Source organism: Amorphus sp. MBR-141 (assembly GCF_053628695.1).
The window spans coordinates 85,988-111,679 of record NZ_JBRJGW010000016.1 but is presented as its reverse complement, the minus strand read 5'-3'; the positions used below and the strand labels follow the sequence as shown (position 1 = coordinate 111,679).

The following is a 25,692-nucleotide window of genomic DNA, read 5'->3' as shown; positions in this document are numbered from 1 at the left end:
GCGGACCGGACGGCAGGGCAACCGGAGTGACGGGTTTGCGGGCATGACGCGGAAACAGCGGCGTCTCACCTTCATCGGCGTGGTCGGTGGCGTGCTCGCGTGCGCCGTCGGGCTGGTGTTCGCCGCGATGGGCGACAAGGTCACCTTCTTCAAGACGCCGACGGAACTGGCCGCGATGACCCCCGTCGCCGGCCAGCGCATCCGGCTGGGCGGCCTGGTGGAGGACGGATCGCTGGACCGCGGCGCCGGCACCACGGTGACCTTCCGCGTCACCGACCTGAACGACGAGGTGACCGTCTCCTACACCGGCATCCTCCCCGACCTCTTCCGCGAAGGGCAGGGCGTCGTCGCCGAAGGGACGCTGGCGCCCGACGGCACCTTCCGGGCCGATACCGTGCTCGCCCGCCACGACGAGAGCTACATGCCGAAGGAAGTCGCGGACGCGCTCAAGGAACAGAACCACTACTTCGAAACGGAAACCCGCACCCAGTAGGGTCGGGCCTTCGCCACAACCGAACCGGCAGCGGCGGGAACGGCCTTCATGTTGAACGAGCTTGGACACTACGCGCTGGTGCTGGCCCTGGCGCTGGCGCTCGTCCAGTCCATCGTGCCGCTCTACGGGGCACGGTCGCGCGACGCCCAGCTGATGCGCATCGCCGAGCCGGTCGCCGGCATGCTGTTCCTGCTGATCGGGCTGTCGTTCGCGATCCTGATGATCGCCTACGTGCGCTCCGACTTCTCGGTGCTCAACGTCTTCGAGAACTCCCACTCCGCCAAGCCGATGATCTTCAAGATCTCCGGCGTCTGGGGCAACCACGAGGGCTCGATGCTCCTGTGGATCCTCATCCTGGCGCTGTTCAGCGGCCTCGTCGCGGCGTTCGGCGGCGCGCTGCCCCAGTCGCTGAAGGCGACCGTGCTGTCGGTGCAGGCCTGGATCCTGACGGCCTTCCTGCTGTTCATCCTGGCGACCTCCAACCCGTTCACGCGGCTGTCGCCCGCGCCGCTGGAGGGCCAGGACCTCAACCCGATCCTGCAGGACATCGGGCTGGCGATCCATCCGCCGCTCCTCTACGTCGGCTACGTCGGCTTCTCGATCGCCTTCTCGTTCGCGGTGGCGGCGCTGATCGAGGGCCGGATAGATGCCGCGTGGGCGCGCTGGGTGCGCCCGTGGACGCTGCTCGCCTGGCTGTTCCTGACGCTCGGCATCGCGATGGGCTCCTACTGGGCCTACTACGAGCTCGGCTGGGGCGGCTGGTGGTTCTGGGACCCGGTGGAGAACGCCTCGTTCATGCCATGGCTCGCCGGCACCGCGCTGCTGCATTCCGCCATCGTCATGGAAAAGCGCGATGCGCTGAAGATCTGGACGGTGCTGCTGGCGATCCTGACCTTCTCGCTGTCGCTGCTGGGGACGTTCCTGGTGCGCTCGGGTGTGCTCACCTCGGTGCACGCGTTCGCCACCGACCCGACCCGCGGCGTGTTCATCCTGACGATCCTGATCCTGTTCATCGGCGGATCGTTCGCGCTCTATGCGTGGCGCGCCCAGCGGCTCAGGCCTGGCGGCGTGTTCGCGCCGATCAGCCGGGAAGGGGCGCTGGTCCTCAACAACCTGTTCCTGACGGCGGCCTGCGCCACGGTGTTCGTCGGCACCCTCTATCCGCTGGTTCTCGAGGCGGTGACCGGCCAGAAGATCTCCGTCGGGGCGCCGTTCTTCAACCTGACCTTCGGCCCGCTGATGCTGCCGCTGCTGGTGGCGGTGCCGTTCGGCCCGATGCTCGCCTGGAAGCGCGGCGACTTCTTCGCCGTCGCCCAGCGGCTGTGGATGGCGATGGTCGCGGCGGTGGTGGCGATCGCCGTGGTCGCCTGGATGGCCGGCAACCTCTATCTGCTCTCCGCCCTCGGCATCGGCCTCGCCGTCTGGCTGATGGCGGGCGCGCTCACCGAGATCCTGATGCGGGCGAAGGTTGGGCGCGAGCGCTTCGGCACGTCGATGCGCCGACTGGTCGGGCTGCCGCGCTCGGCGTTCGGCACCACGCTCGGCCACTTCGCGCTGGGCATGATGCTCATGGGCATCGTCGCGAGCTCGGCCTTCCAGAGCGAACGGATCCTGGTGATGGCACCGGGCGACAGCGTCGAGATCGGCGGCTACACGCTCACCTTCAACGGCATGGAGCCGGAGCTCGGCCCGAACTACCGCCAGGACGTGGCGCTGATGGAGGCCGCGCGCGGCGGCCACGTGAGCGACCTGCGCCCGGCCAAGCGGCTCTACACCGCGCGCCAGATGCCGACGACCGAGGCGGCGATCCACACGCGCGGCCTGTCGCAGCTCTACGTGTCGCTGGGCGACCTCAAGGACGACGGCGCGGTGGTCGTGCGCGCCTACAACAAGCCGCTGGTGCTGCTGATCTGGCTCGGGCCGGTGATGATGGCGCTCGGCGGCCTGGTGTCGCTGTCGGACCGGCGCCTGCGGGTCGGCGCACCGGCGCCGACGGCGAAACGGGCCCGCAAGGCATCGGCCGCATGACCCGGCTTGCGCGCCTCGTCTGGGTGGTGGTGTTCGCGATCGGTCTCGCGCTGCCGGCGCTGGCCGTGCAGCCGGACGAGGTGCTGGACGATCCGGCGCTGGAGGCGCGTGCCCGCGACCTGTCGGCGGAACTGCGCTGCATGGTCTGCCAGAACGAATCCATCGACGCCTCCAACGCGCCGCTGGCGCGCGACATCCGCCTGCTGCTGCGCGAGCGGCTGGAGGAGGGCGACAGCGACCGCGAGGTGCTCGACTATCTGGTCTCGCGCTACGGCGAGTTCGTGCTGCTGAAGCCGCGCCTCAGCGCCCATACGCTGCTGCTGTGGCTGACGCCGCTGCTGGTGTTGCTGGCCGGCGGATGGATGGTGGTGGGCGGATTGCGGCGCCGCCGCCAGCCCGAACCGGCGCCGCTGAGCGCCACCGAGGAAGCGGAGCTTCGGCGGGTGCTGTCGGACGACGCGCGGCGCTGATCGAGGATTTCGCGGCGAACCGCAGGAGAGAGCATGCGCACGACCGCTGAGAAGATCGAATTCGAGGGCGGCTTCGGCGCCCGGCTGGCGGCCCGTCTCGACCGGCCGGCCGGCAAGCCCCGCGCCTACGCGCTGTTCGCCCACTGCTTCACCTGTTCCAAGGACATCGTCGCCGCCCGCGAGATCGCCGGGGCGCTCGCCCGCGCCGGCATCGCGGTGGTGCGCTTCGACTTCACCGGGCTCGGCTCGTCCGACGGCGAGTTCGCCTCGACGAACTTCTCCTCCAACGTCGCGGACCTGCTGAAGGCGGTCGACTACATGCGCGCCAACCTGCAGGCGCCGCAGCTGCTCATCGGCCATTCGCTCGGCGGTGCGGCGGTGCTGGCGGCGGCCGGCGACGTTCCCGAGGCCACCGCCGTCGCGGTGATCGCCGCCCCCGCGGACGCGGCCCACGTGGTGGAGGCCTTCGCAGGCGACGTGGGTGAGATCGAGACGCAAGGTGCGGCGGAGGTGACGCTCGCGGGCCGGCGCTTCACCATCCAGAAGCAGTTCCTGGACGATCTCAAGGATCACACCCTGGTCGATCGGGTGGCGGAGATGCGCAAGGCGCTGCTGGTGCTGCAGTCGCCGACCGACCAGACCGTCGGCATCGAGAACGCCAGCCGGATCTTCGCCGCCGCCAAGCACCCGAAGAGCTTCGTGTCGCTGGACGATGCGGATCACCTGCTGTCGGAGCCGCGCGACGCCGTCTATGCGGCGGGCGTCATCGCGGCATGGGCCGAACGCTACCTGTCGCCGGAAGGGGTCGGAGAGGACGCCCCGGAGCCCTACGCCGTGACGGTGGAGGAGACCGGGGAGGGGACGTTCCAGAACCGGGTCGTCGTCGGCCCGCATCGGCTGCTGGCCGACGAGCCCGTCGCGGTGGGGGGCACGGCGACGGGACCCTCGCCCTACGACTACCTGGCCGTGGCGCTCGGCGCCTGCACCAACATGACGCTGCGGCTGTATGCGGACCACAAGGGGATCGCCGTCGACCGGTTCTCGGTCGAGGTCTCCCACGACAAGGTGCATGCGACCGACTGCGAGGGGTGCACCGACGAGATCAGAGGCCGGACCGGCAAGGTCGACCGCTTCGAGCGCCGCGTGACGATCCACGGCGACGTCGACGATGCGACGCGGGCGCGGCTGCTGGAGATCGCCGACAGGTGTCCGGTCCATCGTACGCTGAGCGAGGGAGCCGCCGTGGCGACGGTGGAGGTTGCTTCCCTGGACGAGTGAGGATCGAGCTATCGGCCCGTTCCCTGCGTGCCGTAGCCTGGGCCGAACTTGTCGATGTGCAGTTCGCCGTCGCTTGCCCAATTCTCACGCTCGAATTCATGGATCAGGATGGTGATCCACTCCGGGGGGAGCTTGAGCTCGGTCGCAACGACCTGCGTGACTTTCTTAACGAGCTCACGCTTCTCGGTGATCGGGCGACCCTTTCCTATCTGGATGGTTACGATTGCCATGGGGTTCTCCTCATTGCATTTGCCGGCGGATTCTCCAGTGAGATTCTAACATTACGAATCCGTCATATGGCGGACAGGACGCCGTAAGGCGCGATCCATCACAAAGGGGGCTAGCGAAGGCGGCGATTCCTGCTGTCGCCTCGCCTTTACGCAATCTCTTCACGGAGAAGCCTTTCATGATGAAAGCCCCCAATTCCGCGCGCAGCACGGTCCAGAATTCCTTTGCGAAGCGCCGCAAGGCGCTCGTCGCCGGCACCATGGCGCTCGGCGTCGCCGGCCTCCTTGCCACTGAAGTGTTCGTCGCGACGCCGACCCCGGCGCGGGCCGAGAACCTGTCCGCGGGCGTGTCCCAGCAGCAGGCCCCCGGCTTCGCCGACATCGTCGAGCGGGTGAGCCCCGCGGTGGTCTCGATCCGCGTCAAGTCCGATGCCGGCCCGGAACTCTCGTCCTTCCAGGGGATGCCCGAGGGCAGCCCGTTCGAGCGCTTCTTCAAGCAGTTCGAGGACCAGTTCGGCAACCAGCAGATGCCCCAGGGCCGCGGTGGCCCCGAAGGCGGCAGGCAGCCCCACCACTTCTCGATGGGCCAGGGCTCCGGCTTCATCATTTCGTCCGACGGCTACGTGGTGACCAACAACCACGTCGTCGACCACGCCGAGGAAGTCACCGTCGTCATGAGCGACGGCAAGACCTACGACGCCAAGGTCATCGGCGTCGACGAGAAGACCGACTTGGCGCTCGTCAAGATCGACGGCGAGGACAGCTTTCCGTTCGTCGCCTTCACCGACGGTGACGTGCGCGTCGGCGACTGGGTGGTCGCGGTCGGCAACCCGTTCGGCCTGGGCGGCAGCGTGACCGCCGGCATCGTGTCGGCCCGCGGCCGCGAGATCGGTGCGGGACCGTACGACGACTTCCTGCAGATCGACGCGCCCATCAACAAGGGCAACTCGGGTGGCCCGACGTTCAATCTCGACGGCAAGGTCGTCGGCGTGAACACCGCCATCTACTCGCCCTCGGGCGGCTCGGTGGGCATCGGCTTCGCCATTCCGGCGTCGATCGCCCGCGGGGTGATCGAGGACCTGAAGGACGACGGACAGGTGACACGTGGCTGGCTCGGCGTGCAGATCCAGCCGATCACGCCGGACATCGCCGACTCCCTCGGCCTCGATGCCATCAAGGGGGCGCTGGTCGCGCAGCCGCAGGACGACAGCCCGGCGGCGAAGGCCGGCATCAAGGCCGGTGACGCGATCATCGCCATCGACGGCGAGGCCATGGACAACCCGCGCGACGTCGCCCGCACGGTGGCCTCCAAGGCCCCCGGTTCGTCGGTGACGCTGACGCTCTGGCGCGACGGCAAGAAGGAAGACGTCAAGGTCGACCTCGGCACCCTCGATCCGAACCAGCAGGCCTCGATGACCCCGGGCGTCGAGCCGGGCACGGACCTGTCGTTCGGCATGCGCCTGGCTCCGGCCAAGGAGATGGGCGTCGACGAGACGGGCGTCGCCGTGGTCGAGCTCGATCCGGACAGCATCGCGGCGGAGAAGGGCTTCAAGGTCGGCGACGTGATCCTGAACGCCGGCGGCGCCGACGTGACGTCGCCCGCCGACATCAAGAAGAGCATCGAGGTCGCCGAGAGCGAGGGCCGCAAGGCCGTCCTCTTCCGGGTCCGCTCCGGCGAGCAGATCCGCTTCGTGGCCCTGCCCATCGAAAAGGGCTGACCAGCCCCTTCTGACGCCAACTGCCGGGGCCGCCTTCGCGGCCCCGGATCGCCCGCCGCAGCCGCCTGACACGTCGGCGCCGGTCCGGGCACCCCGCCGGGCATGGTCCCTGGCGCTTCCGTTTCGATCACGGTCCTGGTCATTCGACGCCCGTCGATGCCGCCCGTGGTTTACCTGATCGGTGTCGTCGTTGGCTTCCGTCGCCCCCGCCGACTCGGCACCGTGGGACGGCAGATCACCTCTGGTGGTCTGCCGTCCACCTCATTCGGCTTCCGCCGGCTTCCAGATCATGCAAGATCAACGGGACCCTGCAACGTGACGGATGCCATGCGAATCCTTTTGATCGAAGACGACAGCGACGCGGCGGGCTTCCTGTCGCGCGGGCTGAAGGAGGCCGGCCACGTGGTCGATCTCGCCCGCGACGGGGTGGAGGGCGCCGATCTCGCCCAGGCCAGCGACTACGACGTGCTGCTGATCGACCGGATGCTGCCCTTGCGCGACGGCCTGTCGATCGTCGAGGAACGCCGGGAGGCGGGCGACACCACGCCGATCCTGATCCTCTCCGCGCTCGGCCAGGTGGACGACCGGGTGAAGGGGCTGCGCGCCGGCGGCGACGACTATCTGGCCAAGCCCTACGCCTTCTCCGAACTGCTCGCCCGGGTGGAGGCGCTCGGCCGCCGCCAGAAGCCGATCCAGGCCGAGACGGTGTACACGGTCGCCGATCTCGAGCTCGACCGGCTGTCCCATTCGGTGACCCGGAGCGGACGCGCGATCCCGCTGCAGCCGCGCGAATTCCGGCTGCTGGAATACCTGATGCAGCATGCCGGCCAGGTGGTGACCCGGACGATGCTCCTGGAGAACGTCTGGGACTATCACTTCGACCCGCAGACGAACGTCATCGACGTCCACGTCTCCAGGCTCCGGGCGAAGATCGACAAGGACTTCGACCGGCCGCTTCTCCATACCGTGCGTGGGGCCGGCTATGTCGTTCGTGACGACGCTCGGTAGGCTCTTCCGCACCACCGCCGTCAAGCTGACCCTCGTCTACCTCGCGGTCTTCACGGCGCTGCTGGTCGGGCTGATCGTCTACATCTTCACAATGACGGACGATCTCCTCGACCGTCAGCTGCGCGACACCATCGACGCCGAGATCCGCGGCCTGTCGGACCAGTACCGGGTGCGCGGGCTGACCGGGCTCGTCAACGCGGTGGAGCGGCGGTCGGTGGCGCCGGGCGCGAGCCTCTATCTCATCACCGATTTCGCCGGCAACCGCATCGCCGGCAACATCGACAGCCTCACCCAGTCGCTGCTGTCGAGCGCCGACGGCGAGGCGCGGCCGGTGTTCTATCAACGGCTCGGGCCGTCCGGCGCCGACGAGTCGCGCCCGCGCCGCGCGCTGGTGCGGGTGTTCGTGCTGCCGGGCGGGTTCCGGCTGCTGGTCGGCCGCGACCTGGAGGAGCGCACCGAGTTCCGGGCGATCATCGGCGGGGCGGCGCAGTGGGCGCTGCTGGTGGCCATCGTGTTCGGCCTCGTCAGCTTCCTGGTGGTGTCGCGGCGGGTGCTGCGCCGCGTCGACGCGATCGCCGCCACCGGCAACCGCATCGTCGACGGAGACCTTACCCAGCGGCTGCCGGTCACCGGGACCGGCGACGAGTTCGACCGGCTGTCGGCCAGCCTGAACACCATGCTCGACCGCATCGTCGACCTCCACGAGGGGCTGCATCGGGTCTCCGACAACATCGCCCACGACCTGAAGACGCCGCTGACGCGGCTGAGGATGCAGGCGGAGGCGGCGCTGCGCCAAGCCCGCTCCGAGGAGGCGCTGCGCGATGCGCTGCAGGCGACCATCGAGGAATCCGAATCGCTGATCCGCACCTTCGACGCGCTGCTGATGATCGCCCGCAGCGAAGCCGGATCGGCGGTGGTGGCGCTCGCCCCGGTGGACCTGGCGCAGATTGCCCGCGACGTGGCGGAGCTCTACGAGCCGGTGGCGGAAGAAGCCGGCGTGGCGCTCACCGTCGACGTGCCCGAGACCGTCGTGGTGGAGGCGAACCGCGAACTCGTCGGCCAGGCGCTCGCCAATCTCATCGACAACGCCATCAAGCACGGCGCGCTCGGCGCCCCGGCGCCGGCTGTCGCCGTCACGCTGACCGCGTCCCAGATCGGCGCGCACCTGACCGTGGCGGACAACGGGGCGGGCATTTCGCCTGTGGATCGCAAGCGGGTGACGGGCCGATTCGTGCGCCTGGAGGCGAGCCGGTCGACCCCCGGCTCGGGTCTGGGGTTGAGCCTGGTCGAGGCGATCGCCAATGTGCACCGGGGCCAGTTTGTGCTCGGCGACGCCGAGCCGGGCCTGGAGGCCACGCTGGTCTTCCCGCCCGACCTGAAGCACGCGCCGCAAGACCGGAGCTGATGACCGCCACCGACCCCCGACCACTTCATCGCCGGATCGACCGGACGATCCCGTCCGATCCCACCCGCCACGACGCGCTCGCCGCCGATCTCGACCGGCTGGCCGAGGGAGAGGGCGGGGCCGTGCTCCGGTCGCTGCTGGACGAGGATGCCGGGCTGGCGCAGTTCCTCGTGGGGGTCTTCTCCAACAGCCCGTTTCTGCGTGACCTCGGGTTCCGCGACGCCGGCCGGCTGGCGCGGATCCTCTCCGCGCCACCGGAGGTCGCGCTCGCCGAGCTGATCGCGCGAACCTGTGCGTTCGTGCCGGACGACGCCACGCTGATGCGGGTGCTGCGGGAGGGCAAGCAGGAGGCGGCGCTGCTGATCGCGCTCGCCGACCTGTCGGGCTCGTGGGAGCTGGAGGCGGTGACCGGCGGGCTGACGGCGTTCGCCGACGCCGCCGTGCAGGCAACCGTCTCGCATCTCCTGCGGGACCTGAACGCGCGCGGAAAGCTGACGCTGCCCGATCCCGAGCGTCCGCAGGAAGGGTCCGGCTACATCGTGCTGGGCATGGGCAAGTACGGCGCGGCGGAGCTCAACTACTCCAGCGACATCGACCTGATCGTCTACTTCGACCCCGACCGGGCGCCGACGGCCGAGTCGGACGAGGTGTCGACGCTGTTCGTGCGGATGACGCGCCGGCTCGTGCAGATCCTGCAGGAGCGCACCGGCGACGGCTACGTGTTCCGCACCGACCTCCGGCTGCGGCCCGACCCTGGCGCGACGGCGGTGGCGCTGTCGGTGCCGGCGGCGCTGCACTATTACGAGGCGCTGGGGCAGAACTGGGAGCGCGCCGCGCTGATCAAGGCGCGGCCGGTGGCCGGCGATCCGGAGGCGGGAGCGGCACTGCTCGCCGACATCGCCCCGTTCATCTGGCGCCGCTCGTTCGACTACGCGACGATCGCCGACGTGCATTCCATCAAGCGCCAAATCCACGCCGTGAAGGGCCACGGGCGCATCGCGGTGGCCGGCCACAACATCAAGCTCGGCCGCGGCGGCATCCGCGAGGTGGAGTTCTTCGTCCAGACCCAGCAGCTGATCGCCGGCGGCCGCAATCCCGAGCTGCGCGGCATCCGCACGCTGCCGATGCTGGCGGCGCTGGTGGAGGCCGGCTGGATCGACCAGAAGGCGCGCGACGAGCTGGACGCGGCCTACCGGTTCCTGCGCTTCGTGGAACACCGCCTGCAGATGATCGCCGACGAGCAGACCCATACGCTGCCGAAGAGCGAGGAGGGGCTGGCGGCGGTGGCGCGGCTGTGCGGTACCGCCTCGTTCGACTACTTCGCGGCCGAGCTGCGCGGCCACCTGGAGCGGGTGCAGGGGCACTACGCCCAGCTGTTCGAGGATGCGCCGAGCCTGTCGACCGATCTCGGCAGCCTCGTCTTCACCGGCGACGAGGACGACCCGGAGACGCTGGAAACCCTGTTCGGCCTGGGGTTCGAGCGGCCGAAGGACGTGACACGGGCGGTCCGCGCCTGGCACTTCGGGCGCTATTCGGCGACGCGGTCGTCGCGTTCGCGGCAACTGCTCACCGAGCTGCTGCCGGTGCTGCTCGATGCGTTCGCCCACACGCGCAACGCCGACGTCGCCTTCGCGGCGTTCGACCGGTTCGTCACGCAGCTGCCGGCCGGCGTGCAGCTGTTCTCGCTGTTGAAGTCGAATCCCGGCCTGCTGCAGCTGCTCGCCACCATCATGGGGGCGGCGCCGAAGGTGGCCCAGACCCTGACCCGGCGCCCGCGGGTGCTGGACGCGGTGCTCGATCCGGAGTTCTTCGGCTCGCTGCCCGCGGCCGAGGACCTGCGGCGGCTGCTCGACCGGTCGCTGGAAGAGGCGCGCACCTACGAGGAGGCCCTCGACCGGGCCCGCATCTTCGGCCAGGAGCAGGTGTTCCTGGTCAGCGTCCGCGTCATGTCCGGCACCGTCTCCGCGGCCGACGCTGGCCACGCCTACGCCCGCATTGCGGACGTGCTCGTCGACCGGCTTCTCGACCGCGTGCGGGCGGAGTTCGCCCTGGCGCACGGCCACATTCCGGGCGGGGCGGTGACGGTGCTGGCGCTCGGCAAGCTCGGCGGCGGCGAGATGACGGCGGCCTCGGACCTCGACGTTATCCTGCTCTACGACCACAATGCCGACGTCGACGGGTCGGACGGCGCCAAGTCGCTGGCGCCCAGCCAGTATTTCGCGCGGCTGACCCAGCGGCTCGTCGCCGCCCTGTCGGCCCCGACGGCCGAGGGCATGCTCTACGAGGTGGATTTCCGGCTCCGCCCGTCCGGCAACTCCGGACCGCTGGCGACCCGGCTGGCGTCGTTCGAGGCTTACCAGGTTGGCCAGGCCCAGAGCTGGGAGCACATGGCGCTGACGCGGGCGCGGGTGATCGCCGGCGATCTCGACCTGGGGGCGCGCGTCAACGGCATCGTCCATGCGGTGCTCGCCCGCCGGCGCGACCCCGACACCATCCGCACCGACGTCCTGGAGATGCGCCGGCGCATCGAGAAGGAGAAGGGCAGCAAGGACATCTGGGACCTGAAGCAGGTGGCCGGCGGGCTCGTCGACCTGGAGTTCGTCGCCCAGTACCTGCAGCTGGCTCACGCCGAGGCGCATCCGGAGATCCTGTCGACCAACACGGAAACCGCGTTGCAGGCCGCGGCCGCCGCCGGGGTGCTCGAGAAGGGTGTCGCGGAAATCCTCGTGCCGGCGGCGAAGCTCTACCAGGCGCTGACCCAGATCCTGCGGCTGTCGCTCGACGGTCCGTTCAAGACCGAGACGGCGCCCATGGGCGTGCGCGATCTCCTGACGCGGGCCGGTGATGCGCCGGACTTCGCCCGCCTCGAGGCGGATCTCGCCGAGACCCAGGCGCGGGTGCGCGACGCCTTCGAGGCGATCGTCGGCCGGATGGACGAGACGGGGGCCTGAAGTCCGGGCTCCCGCCGGCCTCGCGGTTTCGTGATCGCCGCAGGGGCCTCGCGGCGCTCCCCGTCCGTAGGCCTCACCCCGCCACCTCGTTGAACTCGGTAAGCCGGCCAGAAGGGACATGGATCCCGGACCCCGGTGTGATCCGCCGCGCCCACAAGGCGTCCGCGGCGGACATCCAAGAGACATCCGAGGAGCACACACAATGGCTTTCCACAAAGTTCCGAGCCTGGCCGTCGCGGCCCTGCTCGCCTTCACGTCGGTGCCGGCAACGGTGGCGTTCGCCCAGGACAACAGCGCACCCGCGGCCGAGGCCCCGGACGGACCGCCGGCTGGCGGGCCCAAGGGCGAGCGCCCGGGCGGCCCGCGCGGCAAGGGCGGCGGGTTCCTGCTCGAGCGCTTCGACACCAACCGGGACGGCAGCCTGTCGATCGAGGAATTCGCGGTGATCGGCGAGCGGCCGATGGCCCGCTTCGATGCCGACGACGACGGCTCCATCACCTCCGAGGAGATCGACGACGCCATCCTCGAGCGGCTGGTCGAGCGCCGCCGCCAGCGGATTCTCGACCGCTTCGACCTCGACGGTGACGGCACCATCACGGCGGAGGAGATCCAGCGTCAGCGGGAGAAGATCTTCGCGCTCATGGACCGCAACGACGACGGTGCGGTCGACGCCAAGGAAATGCGGATGTTCCGCAAGCTCCTGGGTGAAATGGGCGGCCCTGGCATGCACAGGGGCAAGGGCCCCGGCGGCCCGGGTCACCACATGGGCATGGGTCCGAAGGGCCCCGACGGCGGCCGGCACGGCTTCCGCGGCGGTGACGATTGCGGTCCGCGCGGCGGCGGCCATCACGGCTGGCGGGGCGACGGTCCGGACGGACCGCGCTGGGGCGGCCGGGGTCCCGGATGGCAGGGTCAGATGCAGGACGACGGTCCGGACGGTCCTGACGGTGACGACGAGGCCGGCGCGCAGTAAGGCACGGTCGTTCGGGCCTGCCTGACCTGATTGACCTGACAAAATGAAGACGGCCGGGGGTGGCTTGCCCCCGGCCGTTTTCGCGATCGGCGGTCCGGACGTGCTGCGGTCAGGTGATCCGGGCCTGGGGCTCGCGGGGCAGGTGGACGGTGACCACGGTGCCTTCGCCGACCTCGGACTGGATGTCCATGGTGCCGGAGTGCATCTCGACCAGCGAGCGGGCGATGGCGAGGCCGAGGCCCGAGCCCTGGTGGGTCTTGGTGAACTGGTTCTCCACCTGCACGAACGGCTGGCCCAGGCGTTCCACTTCGCGCTTCGGGATGCCGATGCCGGTGTCCTCCACCGAGACGATGATGGCGTGCTGCTCGAGGCGGGCGCGGACCGTCACGCGGCCGTTGTCCGGGGTGAACTTCACCGCGTTGGACATGAGGTTGAGGAGGATCTGCTTCATGGCGCGGCGGTCGACGTTGATGCGCATCGCGGGAGCGATCGACGAGGCGAGCACGATGTCCTTCTCGCGCGCCGTCGGGGTCATGATGCGGGTCGCCTCGCTGACGAGTTCCTCCAGCTCGACCGCCTCCACCGACAGGTCGACCTGGCCGGCCTCGATCCGCGACATGTCGAGAATGTCGTTGATGACGCCCAGCAGGTAGGTGCCGGAGTGGTGGATGTCGTTGCAGTATTCCTCGTACTTCACCGATCCGAGCGAGCCGAACATGCCCTGCTGCATGATCTCGGAGAAGCCGATGATGGCGTTGAGCGGCGTGCGCAGCTCGTGCGAGATGTTGGCGAGGAATTCCGATTTCGCCTTGTTCGCTTCTTCCGCCCGGGTCTTTTCCTCGGCGTACTTCTCGGCGAGCTCGACGAGCTGGCGGGCCTGGCTTTCCAGCTTCTGGCGCGACTGGCGCAGGTCGACGACGGTGGCGCGCAGCTGGCGCTCGCTCTCCATCAGCCGCTCTTCGTGGCGCTTCAGGGCGGAAATGTCGGTGCCGACCGAGACGAAGCCGCCGTCCTTGGTGCGGCGTTCGTTGATCTGCAGCCAGCGGCCGTCGCCGAGCTCGGCCTCGTAGGAGCGGGCGCCTTCCTCGGTCTCGATCATCTCCGGCGGGGTCTGGCTGGAGACGATCGGCTGGCGGGCCGCCTGCATCACCACCTGATAGGGCGCGCCCGGGCGGATCGCCTCCTCGGGCAGGTTGTGCAGCTGCTGGTACTTGGAGTTGCACATCACCAGGCGGTTTTCGGCGTCCCACAGCACGAAGGCCTCGGAGACGGTCTCGATCGCGTCGCGCAGGCGCAGGTCGGCGGTTGCCGAGCGCTCGGCGATCATCTTCTGCTCGGTGATGTCGAGGGCGATGCCGATGAGGTGCGGCGTGCCGTGCGGGCCGTCCGTCACCAGTTCGGCGCGGAAGCGCTGCCAGACCCAGCGGCCGTCGGTGTGGCGCATCCGGAAGGCCCGGTCGAGCACGGTGGTGTCGGTGGCGAGCATCGTCTCGGCGATGGCGTAGAGGTCGCCGTCGTCGGGATGGATCAGGGCGGCGAACTCGCGGAATCCGAGGAGCTCGTCCCGCGGTGGCAGGCCGAGCACCTGGTACATGGAGGCGGACCAGAACATCCGGCCGCGCGCCAGATCCCAGTCGAACAGGCCGCAGCGGCCGCGGGTCAGCGCGGTGTCGATGCGTACGCGGGTGGATTCGTAGATCTGGTCGGCGCCGCGGGCGCGGGTGGATTGGGCGTAGAAGGCGTAGACGAGCACCAGGATCACGCCGCTGGTGCAGACGAACAGGGTGACGTTGGCCGACAGGTCGCGACGCCAGCGCAGGAAGACGGATTCCACCGGCTGGGTGAGCGCGACCATCCCCACGTCGCCACGGAGATGGTGGACGGTGGCGTAGGTGTGGTCATCGCGCCCGGTCGGGGTGATGTCGAGGACACCGGCGCGGGCGCCGAACGTCGTCAGCGGCTGGTTGGCGCCGAGGACGGTCGACAGCGGCTTGCCGATGAGCTCCGGACGGTAGGGCGCGGTGGCGAGGATCGTCTCGGCCTCGTCGGCGACGAGGATCTGGCGGTCGAGCCGCGTCGCGCCGGCGGGGAGGGCCTCCGCGAGGGCGGCCGCGATGCGGCCGCGTTCGGCGGGACCGACGGTGGGATCGACGGCCTGCGACAGCTCCGACGACAGCGCGCTCGCCATCAGGGCGAGGTCGGACTTGGCGGCTTCGTCGGTTGCCTCGTAGTCGGCGACGATCACGGCGGTGCGATAGGCCGCGATCACCAGCACGAAGATGATGGTCAGGAACGGAATGGCGCGGCGGAACAGCGGCTCGGTGTCGAGGAGCTGCCGGTAGCCGGGTGCGGCGAGGAGGCGGACGTGGCCGCTGAGACGATCCGAGGGCGCGTCTGCCTCCCGCGGTTCGGCGTGCGACAGGACCTTCTGCAGCCGCTGCTGGGCCGCAGTGATCAGCCATGAGATAGATGCGCGACGTCGAATGGTCGCGTGGGCAGCCCCCGCGCGCGCCATGGCAATATCCCCTGGAAACCGCTTGATTGCGTTGTTGAAACGCGCCGTTCAGCGCCGAATCATTTGCATTTGAATCGACGCGAATCCTGTTGTCTAGGGTTTTGATTAATTTTCCGTAACCCGCGAATCGGACTGCGATTTTCAGGTCGTCGCCGAGGGCGAATCCGCCGCCTGCGCGACCGGACCGTGTGACGGCCACCTGATTTGCGGGTGAGGGGGCGCCCGGCCGGGGACCGGCTGCGCGCTTCTCGGTTGGAGGGGGGCCGAGCAAGGCAGCCCCGACGGTGCCCCGAAGGCCGGACGGTCGGCCTTCGGGGGTGGGATCCCGATTGTCGCTATCCGAGGATGCGGGTGACGATGTCGGAGGTGTCGGTGGACAGGCCTTCGCGTTCGGCCACCCGCTCCAACTCGGCCTTGGCAAGCGCCTGGCGTCCCGGCTCCAGCGCGCGCCAGGACCGGAAGGCCGCAAGGAGCCGGGCGGCGACCTGCGGGTTCTTGCCGTCGAGTTCGATCACCACGCTCGCCAGATAGTGGTAGCCGGTGCCGTCGGGGTTGTGGAACGCCACCGGGTTGCCGGTGGCGAACGCCCCGATCAGGGCGCGCACGCGGTTCGGGTTGGCGAACGAGAAGGCGGGGTGGTCCATCAGCCTGCGGACCCGGTCGAGGTTGTCCTCCTCCGGGATCATCGCCTGCAGGGACAGCCACTTGTCCATGGCCAGCGCGTCGCCCTCGAACATCTCCGCGAAGGCGGTGAACGCCGCATCGGCCGACGGCAGGCGGTTCATGGCGAGTGTGGTCAGCGCCGCCAGCCGGTCGGTCATGTTGCGGGCGCTCTCGAAGTGGGCGCGTGCCAGGGCCTCCCATCCATCGATCCCGGCGGTGACGAGATAGTCGAGGGCGCCGTTGCGCAGGGCTCGGCGGCCGGTCGAGGCGGCGTCGGGGGTGTAGTCCCCGTCATCCGCCAGATCGGCGTACAGACGCTCGAAGGTGTCGGCCAGGCCCTTGCCGATCTCCACCTTCAGGGCGCGCCGGGCGACCGCAATGGCGGCCGGATCGACCTCGGAGCCGATCTCGCGGAAAATGTCGGATTCCGCCGGCAGCTGCAGGGCGAGGGCCCGATAGGCCGGCTCCAGGCCGTCGTCCTCGGCGATCGTGCCGAGGCCGCGCACGAACTCCGGATCGCCGGCCGGGGTGCCGCCGGTGCGGGCCGCCTCCGTCCCCGCCTTCAGCAGTTCGGTGGCGATCGCCTGGGCCGCCTCCCAGCGGTTGAACGGATCGCTGTCGTGGGCGAGCAGGAACATGCGGTCGGCGCCGTCGGCGTTGGAGAGGAGCCGGACGGGGGCCGAAAAATTCCGCAGAAGCGATGGCACCGGACGGGCGCCGATGCCGTGGAAGACGACGGTCTGGGCGGCGTCGGTGAGCAAGAGCACGTCGTCGGCGACGTCGGCGCCTTCGATCCGCTCGATGTCCATGTCCTCGCCGTTGGGGCCGACCAGGCCGAAGCGGATCGGGATGGGCATCGGCTGCTTGTCGCGCTGGCCGGGGGTGGGCGGCACCGTCTGGGTGAGTTCGAGCGTGAAGGTGGCCGCGTCCGCGTCGTAGGCGCCGTCGGCCGTCACCGTCGGGGTGCCGGCCTGCTCGTACCAGATGAGCATCGCGTCGAGATCGGTCCCGGTCGCCTCGGCGAAGCAGGCGATGAAGTCCTCGATGGTCGCGGCGTCGCCGTCGTGGCGCTCGAAATAGAGATCCATGCCGGCGCGGAAGCCGTCCTCACCGAGGCGGGTGGCGAGCATCCGCACCACTTCGGCGCCCTTCTCGTAGACCGTCGCGGTGTAGAAGTTGTTGATCTCGCGGTAGGTGTGCGGGCGCACCGGGTGGGCGAGCGGGCCGGCGTCCTCTGGAAACTGGTGGGCCTTCAGGGTGCGCACGTCGGAGATGCGCTTCACCGGCCGGGAGCGCTCGTCGGAGGTGAACTCCTGGTCGCGGTAGACCGTCAGGCCTTCCTTCAGGCACAGCTGGAACCAATCCCGGCAGGTGATGCGGTCGCCGGTCCAGTTGTGGAAGTACTCGTGGGCGATGACGCTCTCGATGCCGGCGTAGTCGACGTCGGTGGCGGTGCTCGGGTCGGCCAGGATGTACTTGTCGTTGAAGATGTTGAGGCCCTTGTTCTCCATCGCCCCCATGTTGAAGTCGGACACCGCGACGATCATGAAGATGTCGAGATCGTACTCGCGGCCGAACCGGACCTCGTCCCAGCGCATCGAGCGCTTGAGGCTGTCCATCGCCCAGTCGCAGCGGTCCTCCTTGCCCTTTTCCACGTAGATCCTGAGGTCGACGGTGCGGCCGGAGGCGGTGACGAAGGTGTCGGAGACGCAGGCGAGGTCGCCGGCGACGGCCGCGAACAGGTAGCTCGGCTTGCGGAACGGATCGTGCCAGACGACGAAATGACGGCCGCCCTCGAGGTCGCCTTCCTCGATCGGATTGCCGTTCGACAGCAGCACCGGCACCTGGTCCTTCGGGCCCTCCAGGCGGGTCGTGTAGACCGACAGCACGTCGGGGCGGTCGAGGAAGTAGGTGATCCGGCGGAAGCCTTCCGGCTCGCACTGGGAACAGTAGGTGCCGCTGGAGCGGAACAGCCCCATCAGCTCCGAATTGCCCTCCGGGTCGATCTCGGTCTCGATGGTCAGGCTGAACGGGCCGGCCGGAGGCTGCTTCAGGCGGAAGGCGTCGGAGGAGACGACGTAGGCGTCCTCGGAGAGCTGCGCGCCGTCGACCGACGCGGCCAAGAAGGTGAGGGCATCTCCCGAAAGCTCCAGCGGCGTGCCGGGCGCGGTGCCGTCGCGCGGCTCGATGGCGAGCGTCGAGGTGACCTTCGTCGCGGTGGGGTCGAGGCGGAAATCGAGCGCGACCGTGTCGATCGCGTACGGCGTCGGTCGGTAGTCCTCGAGGCGAACGCTCTGGCCGGTCGGAGTCTTCATCGAGCCTGTCCCAATCCCTGTCGTGGTGAGTGGTCGACCGTGCTTGCCGTCACGGCGAACCGGAACTGCGGGGGCGTGCGCCCGCCCCCGTCATAACGCCCATGGCCCACATCGCGCTAGGCCGTGCTTGCCGGGCAGTGGCCCGCTTCTATACAGTGCGGCCAAACGCGAAAGTTTGTTCAGGAGACACACGGCATGACTGCTGCGGCCGATTCCGCGCCCACCCGGACGTCCTCGTCCTTCGCCTGGTCCGATCCGTTCCTGCTGGAGGACCAGCTCTCGGAAGAAGAGCGGATGATCCGCGATACGGCCGCCCAGTACGCGCAGGACAAGCTGCAGCCGCGGGTGATCGAGGCGTATCGGGAAGAGAAGACCGATCGCGCCATCTTCAACGAGATGGGCGAGCTCGGCCTGCTGGGCGTGACGATCCCGGAGGAGTTCGGCGGCGTCGGTGCCGGCTACGTCTCCTACGGACTGGTGGCGCGCGAAGTGGAGCGGGTCGATTCCGGCTACCGCTCGATGATGAGCGTGCAGTCCTCGCTGGTGATGTATCCGATCTACGCCTACGGCGACGACAGCCAGCGCAAAAAGTACCTGCCGAAGCTGGCGTCCGGCGAGTTCGTCGGCTGCTTCGGCCTGACCGAGCCCGACGCGGGCTCCGATCCCGGCGGCATGAAGACCCGCGCCGACAAGGTCGACGGCGGCTACAAGCTGACCGGCTCGAAGACGTGGATCTCCAATGCGCCGATCGCCGACGTGTTCGTCGTCTGGGCGAAATCGTCGGCCCACGACGGCCAGATCCGCGGCTTCATCCTGGAGAAGGGGATGGCCGGGCTCAGCGCGCCGAAGATCCAGGGCAAGCTGTCGCTGCGCGCCTCGATCACCGGCGAGATCGTCATGGACGGCGTCGTGGTGCCGGAGGCGAACCTGCTGCCCAACGTCGCCGGCCTGAAGGGGCCGTTCGGCTGCCTCAACCGGGCCCGCTACGGCATCGCCTGGGGCGCGATGGGGGCTGCGGAATTCTGCTGGCACGCCGCGCGCCAGTACACGCTGGACCGCAAGCAGTTCGGCCGGCCGCTCGCCGCGACCCAGCTCGTGCAGCTGAAGCTCGCCAACATGCAGACCGAGATCGCCCTCGGCCTGCAGGCGGCGCTGCGCATCGGGCGGCTGTTCGACGACGGCAAGATGGCGCCGGAGATGATCTCGCTGATCAAGCGCAACAATTGCGGCAAGGCCCTCGACATCGCCCGCGTCGCCCGCGACATGCACGGCGGCAACGGCATCTCGGAGGAGTACCAGGTGATCCGTCACATGGCGAACCTGGAGACGGTCAACACCTACGAGGGCACCCATGACGTGCACGCGCTGATCCTGGGCCGGGCGCAGACCGGCATCCAGGCGTTCTCGTAAGGCGTCGCCGGACCCGGCGGCCCGGTGACCGCGGCGCGACAGCCCGTCCTGCGCTTGCGTAGGGCGGTGCGGTCGGGTCGCGTTTCCGGCTGCAACGGGTCGGGGCAACAGGGGCGGGGAGCGGTCAGCGGTGTGGAAGCGTAGGAAGCACGCCGCTGGTCGCGAACTGGCGCCGGCGGGCAAGCCCGTGCCGGCCGTCGTGGCCGAAGCGGTTCCCGTGCCGCGGGCGAAGCCGTCGCCGGGGGCTGGCAGATACACGGCGGCCGCGGCGGGATCGCCGCGCAATCGGCTGTGGCCGAAACTGTCGCTGGCCGCGTTTCTCGCCGGCACCTCGGGCATGCTGGTCGGCATCGCGATCCTGAGCGTCCTGCTGCTGACGGTCGCCGCGAATTTCCAGAACACCTACACCCTCCTGAACGACAAGGCCGTGCTGGTGATGGAGACGCTCGTCGAGCGCATCACCGACCGGGTTTCCAACGTCGAGCCGGTGGTATCGGCGCTGACGCGCCTCTATGCGGAGGGCAGGATAGACCTGCAGCAGACCGCCAATCGGACCGCGCTGCTGGAAGGCATGCTGGCCGCCGACCGTGCCATCCAGGCGATCGTGATCTACACCCGGGACCTGGATGCCGAGGGTGTCTATCGCGACGCCGACGGGAGCACCGCGTTCACGACCGGGGCGAAGGCGGTTTCGCCGCAGGTCGAAGAGGGCCTGAAGTCGATCCGGCTCGGCGATCCGCCGAGATGGGGCCCGCCGGTCTACGTTGGCGGCGCCACCTACATGAACGTCGCCGCCCCGCTGTCGCGAAGCGGTCACCTCGACGGCTACGTGGTCGCCGCCGTCGGCATCGACGGCCTGTCTGACATCGTCGAAGACGTGGGACGGAAATTCTCGAGCGCAGCCGCTCTTCTTTATGGCGAGAATACCGTGTTCGCCCATACCACGCCCGCGGGAGAGCTGGTGCCGCTGGACTCCAAGGAGGGGAGCCCGACGGTACCGCTCAACACGCTGGACGACCCGCTCCTGAGCCGCTTCCCCGATCGAAAGCCGCTCGAGGGTTTCGAGCGTGCGTCCAGGGACAGAGTTTCCGTCAGCACCATCGAGACCGAGGACGGGCCATTCGTCCTCCTGACCCGGAAGATCCAGGGCTACGGGCCCGAACCCTGGTATGCCGTTCTCTTCGAGCCGGACTACGAGGTGATGGACGAGGTTCAAAGGCTGCGCGGCTCCTTCGTCATCGGCCTCGTCCTGCTGGCGCTGTCGGTCGTGGTTGCCATCTTCACGGGACGCTCCATCGCCCGGGCGGTCGGCCGGATCGCACCGGAAGCCGAGCGCATCGCCCGCTTCGAGTTCGATCAGGTCGGCCGGCTCCCGGAAAGCCGGATCTTCGAGGTCGACACGGAAGCGCGCGCCTTCAATTCGATGGTCGAGGGGCTGCGGACCTTCTCCCTCTACGTTCCGCGCCAGCTGGTGCATCGTCTCCTGCAGCGCGGCTTCGACGAGGCGACGCGCAGCCGGTCGCAGCAGGCGACCGTCCTGTTCACCGACATCGTGGGCTTCACGGCGCTTTCGGAGCGGATGACCGCGGAGGAGGCCTCCTGCGTCCTCAACGCGCATTTCGCCGGGCTGGTGGCGTGCGTGGAGACGGAGCTGGGCATCGTCGACAAGTTCATGGGCGACGGTATGATGGCGTTCTGGGCCGAGAGCGACGTGCCGGACCATGCCGACCGCGCGGTGCGGACCGCGCTGTCGATCAAGCGCCACGCCGAGGCGTGCGCGGCTCAGTCGCGGCAGAACGGCGACCTGCCGCTCAGGATCCGCATCGGCGTGCATTCCGGCTCGGTGATCGTCGGCAATCTCGGCGCGCCGGACCGGGTGAACTACACCATCGTCGGCGACACGGTGAACGTCGCCGCGCGGCTGGAATCGTTCGGCCGCAACATCGATGCCTCCGCCGATGCGATCATTCTGGCCAGCGAGGAGACCGTCAACCGGCTGAGTTTCCCGGTGGCCCGCGAGCCGGTGGGCGCCGTCCATCTGACCGGCCGGGAGGCGCTGGTCGACATCTGGCGGCTTCTCGGCACCGAATTGCCGGCGGCAGTCCCCGCACCGGAAGACCCCGAAGCGGACGACGCCTGAGAGGCCCGCACGGGCGTGAACGCCGGGGGAGGCGCGCGCTGAATGCGCGGCTTGTGTCGCATTTCCATCCCCCCGTAGACTATTTCCAGCATGTGAGGCGCTTTCGGGCGGTTCGGTGATTCCCCTCAACCCGAAAATGCTCTAGGTGGACGGCATCCGCTGCTGGGGAAAGGGGCCTCGGCGGCGCTGCGGATTGCTTGATCGGGAGGGCGAGTGAGCGTCGTATCCATACGCGATCTCTGTATCGAGTATCACTCGGACAGCGGCACCACGCGTGCCGTCGACGGGGTGTCGTTCGATATTCCGCACGCGAAGACGCTCGCGCTCGTGGGCGAGTCCGGCTGCGGCAAGTCCACCATTTCCCAGGCCGTCATGGGGCTGCTGCCGCCCGCCGCGCAGATCGCCTCCGGGCAGATCCTGTTCACCGATCCCGCCGGCGGCGTGGACCCGGTGGACATCGCGGCGCTCGAGCGCGACGGCCAGACGATGCGGAACATCCGCGGCAACCGCATCGCCATGATCTTCCAGGAGCCGATGACCTCGCTGTCGCCGCTCCACACCATCGGCGACCAGATCGGCGAAGCGGCCCGCCTGCACCAGAACATGTCGAAGGAGGAGGCCCGGGAGGCCACCCGGGACATGCTGCGGCTGGTGCAGTTCCCCGACCCGGACCGGGCCCTCGACACCTATCCCTTCGAGCTTTCCGGCGGCCTGCGCCAGCGCGCGATGATCGCGATGGCGCTGATCTGCCGTCCGGCGCTGCTGGTCGCCGACGAGCCGTCCACCGCGCTCGACGTGACCATCCAGGCGGAAATCCTGAAGCTGATCCGCGACGTGCAGCAGGAGCTGCAGATGTCGGTGCTGCTGATCACCCATGACTTCGGCGTGGTGGCCAACATGGCCGATGCCGTGGTGGTGGTCTACCAGGGCCGGGTGATGGAGGCCGGGCCGGTGGAGACGGTGTTCCGGGCGCCGGAGCATCCCTATCTGAAGGCGCTGCTGAATGCGGTGCCGACCTTCCACATGGCGGCCGACGAGCGGCTGCGGCCGATCCGGCCGATCGCACCTAAGATCGGCGGCTTCCTGTCGAGCAAGCAGGAGCATGGCTCCGGCGAAGGCGGGAAGGGCGGCGGGCCGCTGCTCGTCGTCGACCGGATCACGAAGTCGTTCTCGCTGCGCCAGAGCGGCTTCTTCTCGAAGGGCAAAGCCCACGCCCTGAAGGCGCTCGACGGTGTCTCGCTGACGATCAACCGCGGGGAGTGTCTCGGGCTCGTCGGCGAATCCGGCTCCGGCAAGACGACGACGGCGATGGCGGTGATGCGGGCGCTGACGCCCGACAGCGGCAGCGTGAAGTTCGATGCCGGCGCGGGCCTCAGGAACATCGCCGAGCTCCGCGGCGCCGACCTGATGGACTACCGCCGCCGCGTCCAGATGATCTTCCAGGATCCGTTCTCGTCGCTCAATCCGCGGATGTCGCTGAACGAGATCCTGATGGAGCCGATGGTCATCCACAACATCGGCACGCCGGCGGAACGCGCCGACTGGGTGCGTGAGCTGATGGCGCTCGTCGGCCTCGACCAGCGCTATCTGCGCCGCTACCCCCACTCCCTGTCCGGCGGCCAGCGCCAGCGCATCGGCATTGCGCGGGCGCTCGCGCTGAAGCCCGACCTGGTGGTCTGCGACGAGCCGGTGTCCGCCCTCGACGTGTCGGTACAGGCGCAGATCCTCAACCTGCTGCAGGACCTCAAGTCGGAGCTCGGGCTGACCTACCTGTTCGTCAGCCACAACCTGGCGGTGGTCGACTATCTGTCGGAGCGCGTCGCGGTGATGTGCAAGGGGCGCCTCGTGGAGATGGGCCCGACCGCGGCGGTGGTCAACGACGCCCAGCATCCCTACACCCAGGCGCTTCTGGCCGCGGTCCCCGAGGCGAGCCTCGATCATCGGCTCGACTTCGATCATCTGTCCCAGACCAGGGCATCGCAGCCCTCGGCCTGGCCCGAGCCCTACAGGCTCGACGACAGCACCGAACCGGTTCTGGTGGAAGTGTCTCCGAACCACTTCGTCTGTGCACCCGGTCTCGCAAGCCCGCCCCTGAAGGAAGCCGTGTGATGTTGCCCCGTCTCTTTCTCGCCGCCCTTGGATGCCTCCTCGTCGGAACCGGCGCGCATGCCCAGGACCTGCCCCCGCTGAAGGAGACGCCGACGCTCTCCCGGACGCACCCGGAGGGCCTGCCGCCGATCGCCGAACGCATCCCCGAGGATCCGCTGATCGTCGACCTGCCGAAGGAAGGCCGCGAAACCGGCATCCCGGGCGGCGACATCGAGACGCTGATCGGGCGCAGCAAGGACGTGCGGCTGATCAACGTCTGGGGCTATGCGCGGCTCGTCGGCTACACGGAGGACCTCGAGCTCGTGCCCGACATCCTCGCCGACGTCGACGTGGAAGACGGGGCCTCGTTCACGCTGCATCTGCGCAAGGGGCACAAATGGTCTGACGGCAAGCCGTTCACCTCCGAGGACTTCCGCTACTACTGGGAGGACATCGTCAACAACAAGGAGCTGACGCCGTCCGGACCGCCGCAGTTCATGCTGGTCAACGGCGTGCCGCCGGTGTTCGAGGTGCTCGACGAGACCACCGTCCGCTACACGTGGCCGGAGCCGAATCCGCAGTTCCTGCCGACGCTTGCCGAGGCGGCGCCGCCGTTCATCTACCGGCCGGCGCACTACCTGAAGTCCTTCCACACGAAGTACGGCGATCCGCAGATCATCCAGAAGGAGGTCACGGATGCGAAGGTGCGCAACTGGGCGCAGCTGCACAACCAGAAGGACGAGATGTACGACGCCACGAACCCGGACATGCCCTCGCTGCAGCCATGGGTTCCGTCGCACGAGGGCACCGACCGCCGGGCCATCATGACCCGCAATCCGTACTTTCACCGCATCGATTCCACCGGCCAGCAGCTGCCCTACGTCGACCGCGTCATCATGAACGTGTCCGAAGGGAGCCTGATCGCCGCCAAGACCCAGGCGGGCGAGGTCGACCTGCAGGCCCGCGGCCTCGGCTTCCCCGACATCACGGTGCTCAAGCGCGGCGAGGAGAACGAGAACTACAAGACGCGGCTGTGGCCGATCGCCAAGGCGAACCAGATCACCATCTACCCGAACCTGACCACCAACGATCCGGACTGGCGCACGCTGTTCCGCGACGTGCGGTTCCGGCGCGCCCTGTCGCTTGCGATCGACCGGGAGGCGATCAACCGGGTCCTGTATTTCGGACTGGCGCGCGCGAGCAACAATGCCGTGCTGGACGCGAGCCCGCTCTACAAGGAAGAGTTCCAGACGCTGTGGGCGAACTTCGACATCGAGAAGGCGAACGCGCTGCTCGACGAGATCGGCCTCGACAAGCGCCGCTCCGATGGCGTGCGGCTGATGGAAAACGGCCGGCCGCTGGAGATCATCATCGAGACCTCGGGCGAGAGCCGCGAGGAGATCGATGCGCTGGAGCTCATCAAGGACACCTGGGCCGAAGCCGGCATCGCGCTCTTCATCCGGCCGAGCCAGCGCGACATCCTGCGCAACCGGGCGTTCTCGGGCGACCTGATGATGCTGGTGTGGTCGGGGTTCGACAACGGCATTCCGACGGCCGAGATGGCGCCGCACCAGAGGGTGCCGCTGGATACCACCTTCTATGTGGGGCCGGCCTGGGGCGCCTACGTGATGAGCAAGGGCGAGAGCGGCGAGCAGATCGACTACGAGCCGATCAAGGAACTCTATCAGGCCTACCAGGACTGGCTGCTGGCCGTCGACGACGAGGAAATGGCCGCCAAGTGGCAGCAGATCCTGCATATCCACGCCGATCAGCAGCTGACGATCGGCACGGTGGCCGGCGTCCGCCAGCCGGTGGTCGTCAAGAACAACCTGAAGAACGTGCCGGCGGAGGCCGTCTACGGATGGGATCCCGGCGCGCAGTTCGGTATGTATCGGATGGACGAGTTCTTCTTCGATCCGTCCAAGTAGGCTAACCCTCAGGACGTCGATCGCGCCCGATCGGGGCGGCGCGGTCGGCGGCCGGTCGGATACGCCGATTCCGACCATCCAT

16 protein-coding genes are annotated in these 25,692 nt (G+C 68.8%); 13 read left to right on the top strand and 3 right to left on the bottom strand.

Annotated elements, in window-relative coordinates:
- Positions 1-43: 43 nt before the first annotated feature.
- From ccmE to ACSSVZ_RS19875, 4 genes are read left to right on the top strand one after another with little or no spacing between them, the layout of a single operon-like run.
- The gene (gene ccmE / locus ACSSVZ_RS19890; RefSeq protein WP_453972480.1) at positions 44-493 is read left to right on the top strand and encodes a cytochrome c maturation protein CcmE; all 450 of its coding nucleotides are present in this window, start codon (positions 44-46) and stop codon (positions 491-493) included.
- Between the two features lie 48 nt (positions 494-541).
- A complete protein-coding gene (locus ACSSVZ_RS19885; protein WP_453972479.1) occupies positions 542-2,521 on the top strand; it encodes a heme lyase CcmF/NrfE family subunit in 1,980 nt (659 codons plus the stop codon).
- Positions 2,518-2,991: a cytochrome c-type biogenesis protein gene (locus ACSSVZ_RS19880; RefSeq protein ID WP_453972478.1), complete on the top strand. Its 474-nt coding sequence runs from the start codon at positions 2,518-2,520 to the stop codon at positions 2,989-2,991. The genes ACSSVZ_RS19885 and ACSSVZ_RS19880 overlap by 4 nt, the downstream gene beginning before the upstream one ends.
- Positions 2,992-3,024: 33 nt before the next feature.
- Positions 3,025-4,269, top strand: coding sequence for a bifunctional alpha/beta hydrolase/OsmC family protein (locus ACSSVZ_RS19875; protein ID WP_453972477.1), 1,245 nt, complete (start codon positions 3,025-3,027; stop codon positions 4,267-4,269).
- Between the two features lie 8 nt (positions 4,270-4,277).
- Here the strand turns inward: ACSSVZ_RS19875 and ACSSVZ_RS19870 are convergent, their stop codons facing one another.
- Positions 4,278-4,499 carry a tautomerase family protein gene (locus ACSSVZ_RS19870; protein ID WP_453972476.1) on the bottom strand — a complete coding sequence of 74 codons (222 nt, stop codon included), beginning with the start codon at positions 4,497-4,499 and terminating at the stop codon, positions 4,278-4,280.
- Positions 4,500-4,675: 176 nt separating this feature from the next.
- Here ACSSVZ_RS19870 and ACSSVZ_RS19865 point away from each other — a divergent pair, with 176 nt between their 5' ends.
- The 5 genes from ACSSVZ_RS19865 (at position 4,676) to ACSSVZ_RS19845 (ending at position 12,551) form a co-directional block, all read left to right on the top strand.
- Positions 4,676-6,214, top strand: a complete 1,539-nt coding sequence (locus tag ACSSVZ_RS19865; RefSeq protein WP_453972475.1) for a Do family serine endopeptidase — start codon at positions 4,676-4,678, stop codon at positions 6,212-6,214.
- Between the two features lie 327 nt (positions 6,215-6,541).
- Positions 6,542-7,222: a winged helix-turn-helix domain-containing protein gene (locus ACSSVZ_RS19860; protein WP_453972474.1), complete on the top strand. Its 681-nt coding sequence runs from the start codon at positions 6,542-6,544 to the stop codon at positions 7,220-7,222.
- Entirely contained in the window at positions 7,197-8,627 is a 1,431-nt protein-coding gene (locus ACSSVZ_RS19855; RefSeq protein ID WP_453972473.1) for a sensor histidine kinase, read from the top strand. Before ACSSVZ_RS19860 ends, ACSSVZ_RS19855 begins: the two co-directional genes overlap by 26 nt.
- A complete protein-coding gene (locus ACSSVZ_RS19850) occupies positions 8,627-11,578 on the top strand; it encodes a bifunctional [glutamine synthetase] adenylyltransferase/[glutamine synthetase]-adenylyl-L-tyrosine phosphorylase (RefSeq protein ID WP_453972472.1) in 2,952 nt (983 codons plus the stop codon). Before ACSSVZ_RS19855 ends, ACSSVZ_RS19850 begins: the two co-directional genes overlap by 1 nt.
- Before the next feature lie 202 nt (positions 11,579-11,780).
- Positions 11,781-12,551: an EF-hand domain-containing protein gene (locus ACSSVZ_RS19845; protein ID WP_453972471.1), complete on the top strand. Its 771-nt coding sequence runs from the start codon at positions 11,781-11,783 to the stop codon at positions 12,549-12,551.
- 109 nt (positions 12,552-12,660) lie between these two features.
- Here ACSSVZ_RS19845 and ACSSVZ_RS19840 read toward each other — a convergent pair whose 3' ends face one another.
- Positions 12,661-15,066: an ATP-binding protein gene (locus ACSSVZ_RS19840; RefSeq protein ID WP_453972470.1), complete on the bottom strand. Its 2,406-nt coding sequence runs from the start codon at positions 15,064-15,066 to the stop codon at positions 12,661-12,663.
- Positions 15,067-15,401: 335 nt separating this feature from the next.
- Entirely contained in the window at positions 15,402-18,044 is a 2,643-nt protein-coding gene (gene pepN, locus ACSSVZ_RS19835; RefSeq protein ID WP_453972469.1) for an aminopeptidase N, read from the bottom strand.
- Between the two features lie 195 nt (positions 18,045-18,239).
- On the opposite strand from pepN, the gene ACSSVZ_RS19830 reads away from it, so the two are divergent.
- The 4 genes from ACSSVZ_RS19830 to ACSSVZ_RS19815 all read left to right on the top strand — a co-directional run bounded on the left by ACSSVZ_RS19830 (position 18,240) and on the right by ACSSVZ_RS19815 (position 25,610).
- Positions 18,240-19,454, top strand: a complete 1,215-nt coding sequence (locus ACSSVZ_RS19830) for an acyl-CoA dehydrogenase (protein WP_453972468.1) — start codon at positions 18,240-18,242, stop codon at positions 19,452-19,454.
- 130 nt (positions 19,455-19,584) lie between these two features.
- Complete coding sequence (locus tag ACSSVZ_RS19825) at positions 19,585-21,594, top strand: adenylate/guanylate cyclase domain-containing protein (protein ID WP_453972467.1); 2,010 nt, start codon at positions 19,585-19,587, stop codon at positions 21,592-21,594.
- Positions 21,595-21,807: 213 nt separating this feature from the next.
- Positions 21,808-23,703 carry an ABC transporter ATP-binding protein gene (locus ACSSVZ_RS19820; RefSeq protein ID WP_453972466.1) on the top strand — a complete coding sequence of 632 codons (1,896 nt, stop codon included), beginning with the start codon at positions 21,808-21,810 and terminating at the stop codon, positions 23,701-23,703.
- Positions 23,703-25,610 (top strand): ABC transporter substrate-binding protein, encoded by a 1,908-nt coding sequence (locus tag ACSSVZ_RS19815; RefSeq protein ID WP_453972465.1) that lies wholly within the window; start codon positions 23,703-23,705, stop codon positions 25,608-25,610. Before ACSSVZ_RS19820 ends, ACSSVZ_RS19815 begins: the two co-directional genes overlap by 1 nt.
- The last annotated feature ends 82 nt before the right edge of the window (positions 25,611-25,692 follow it).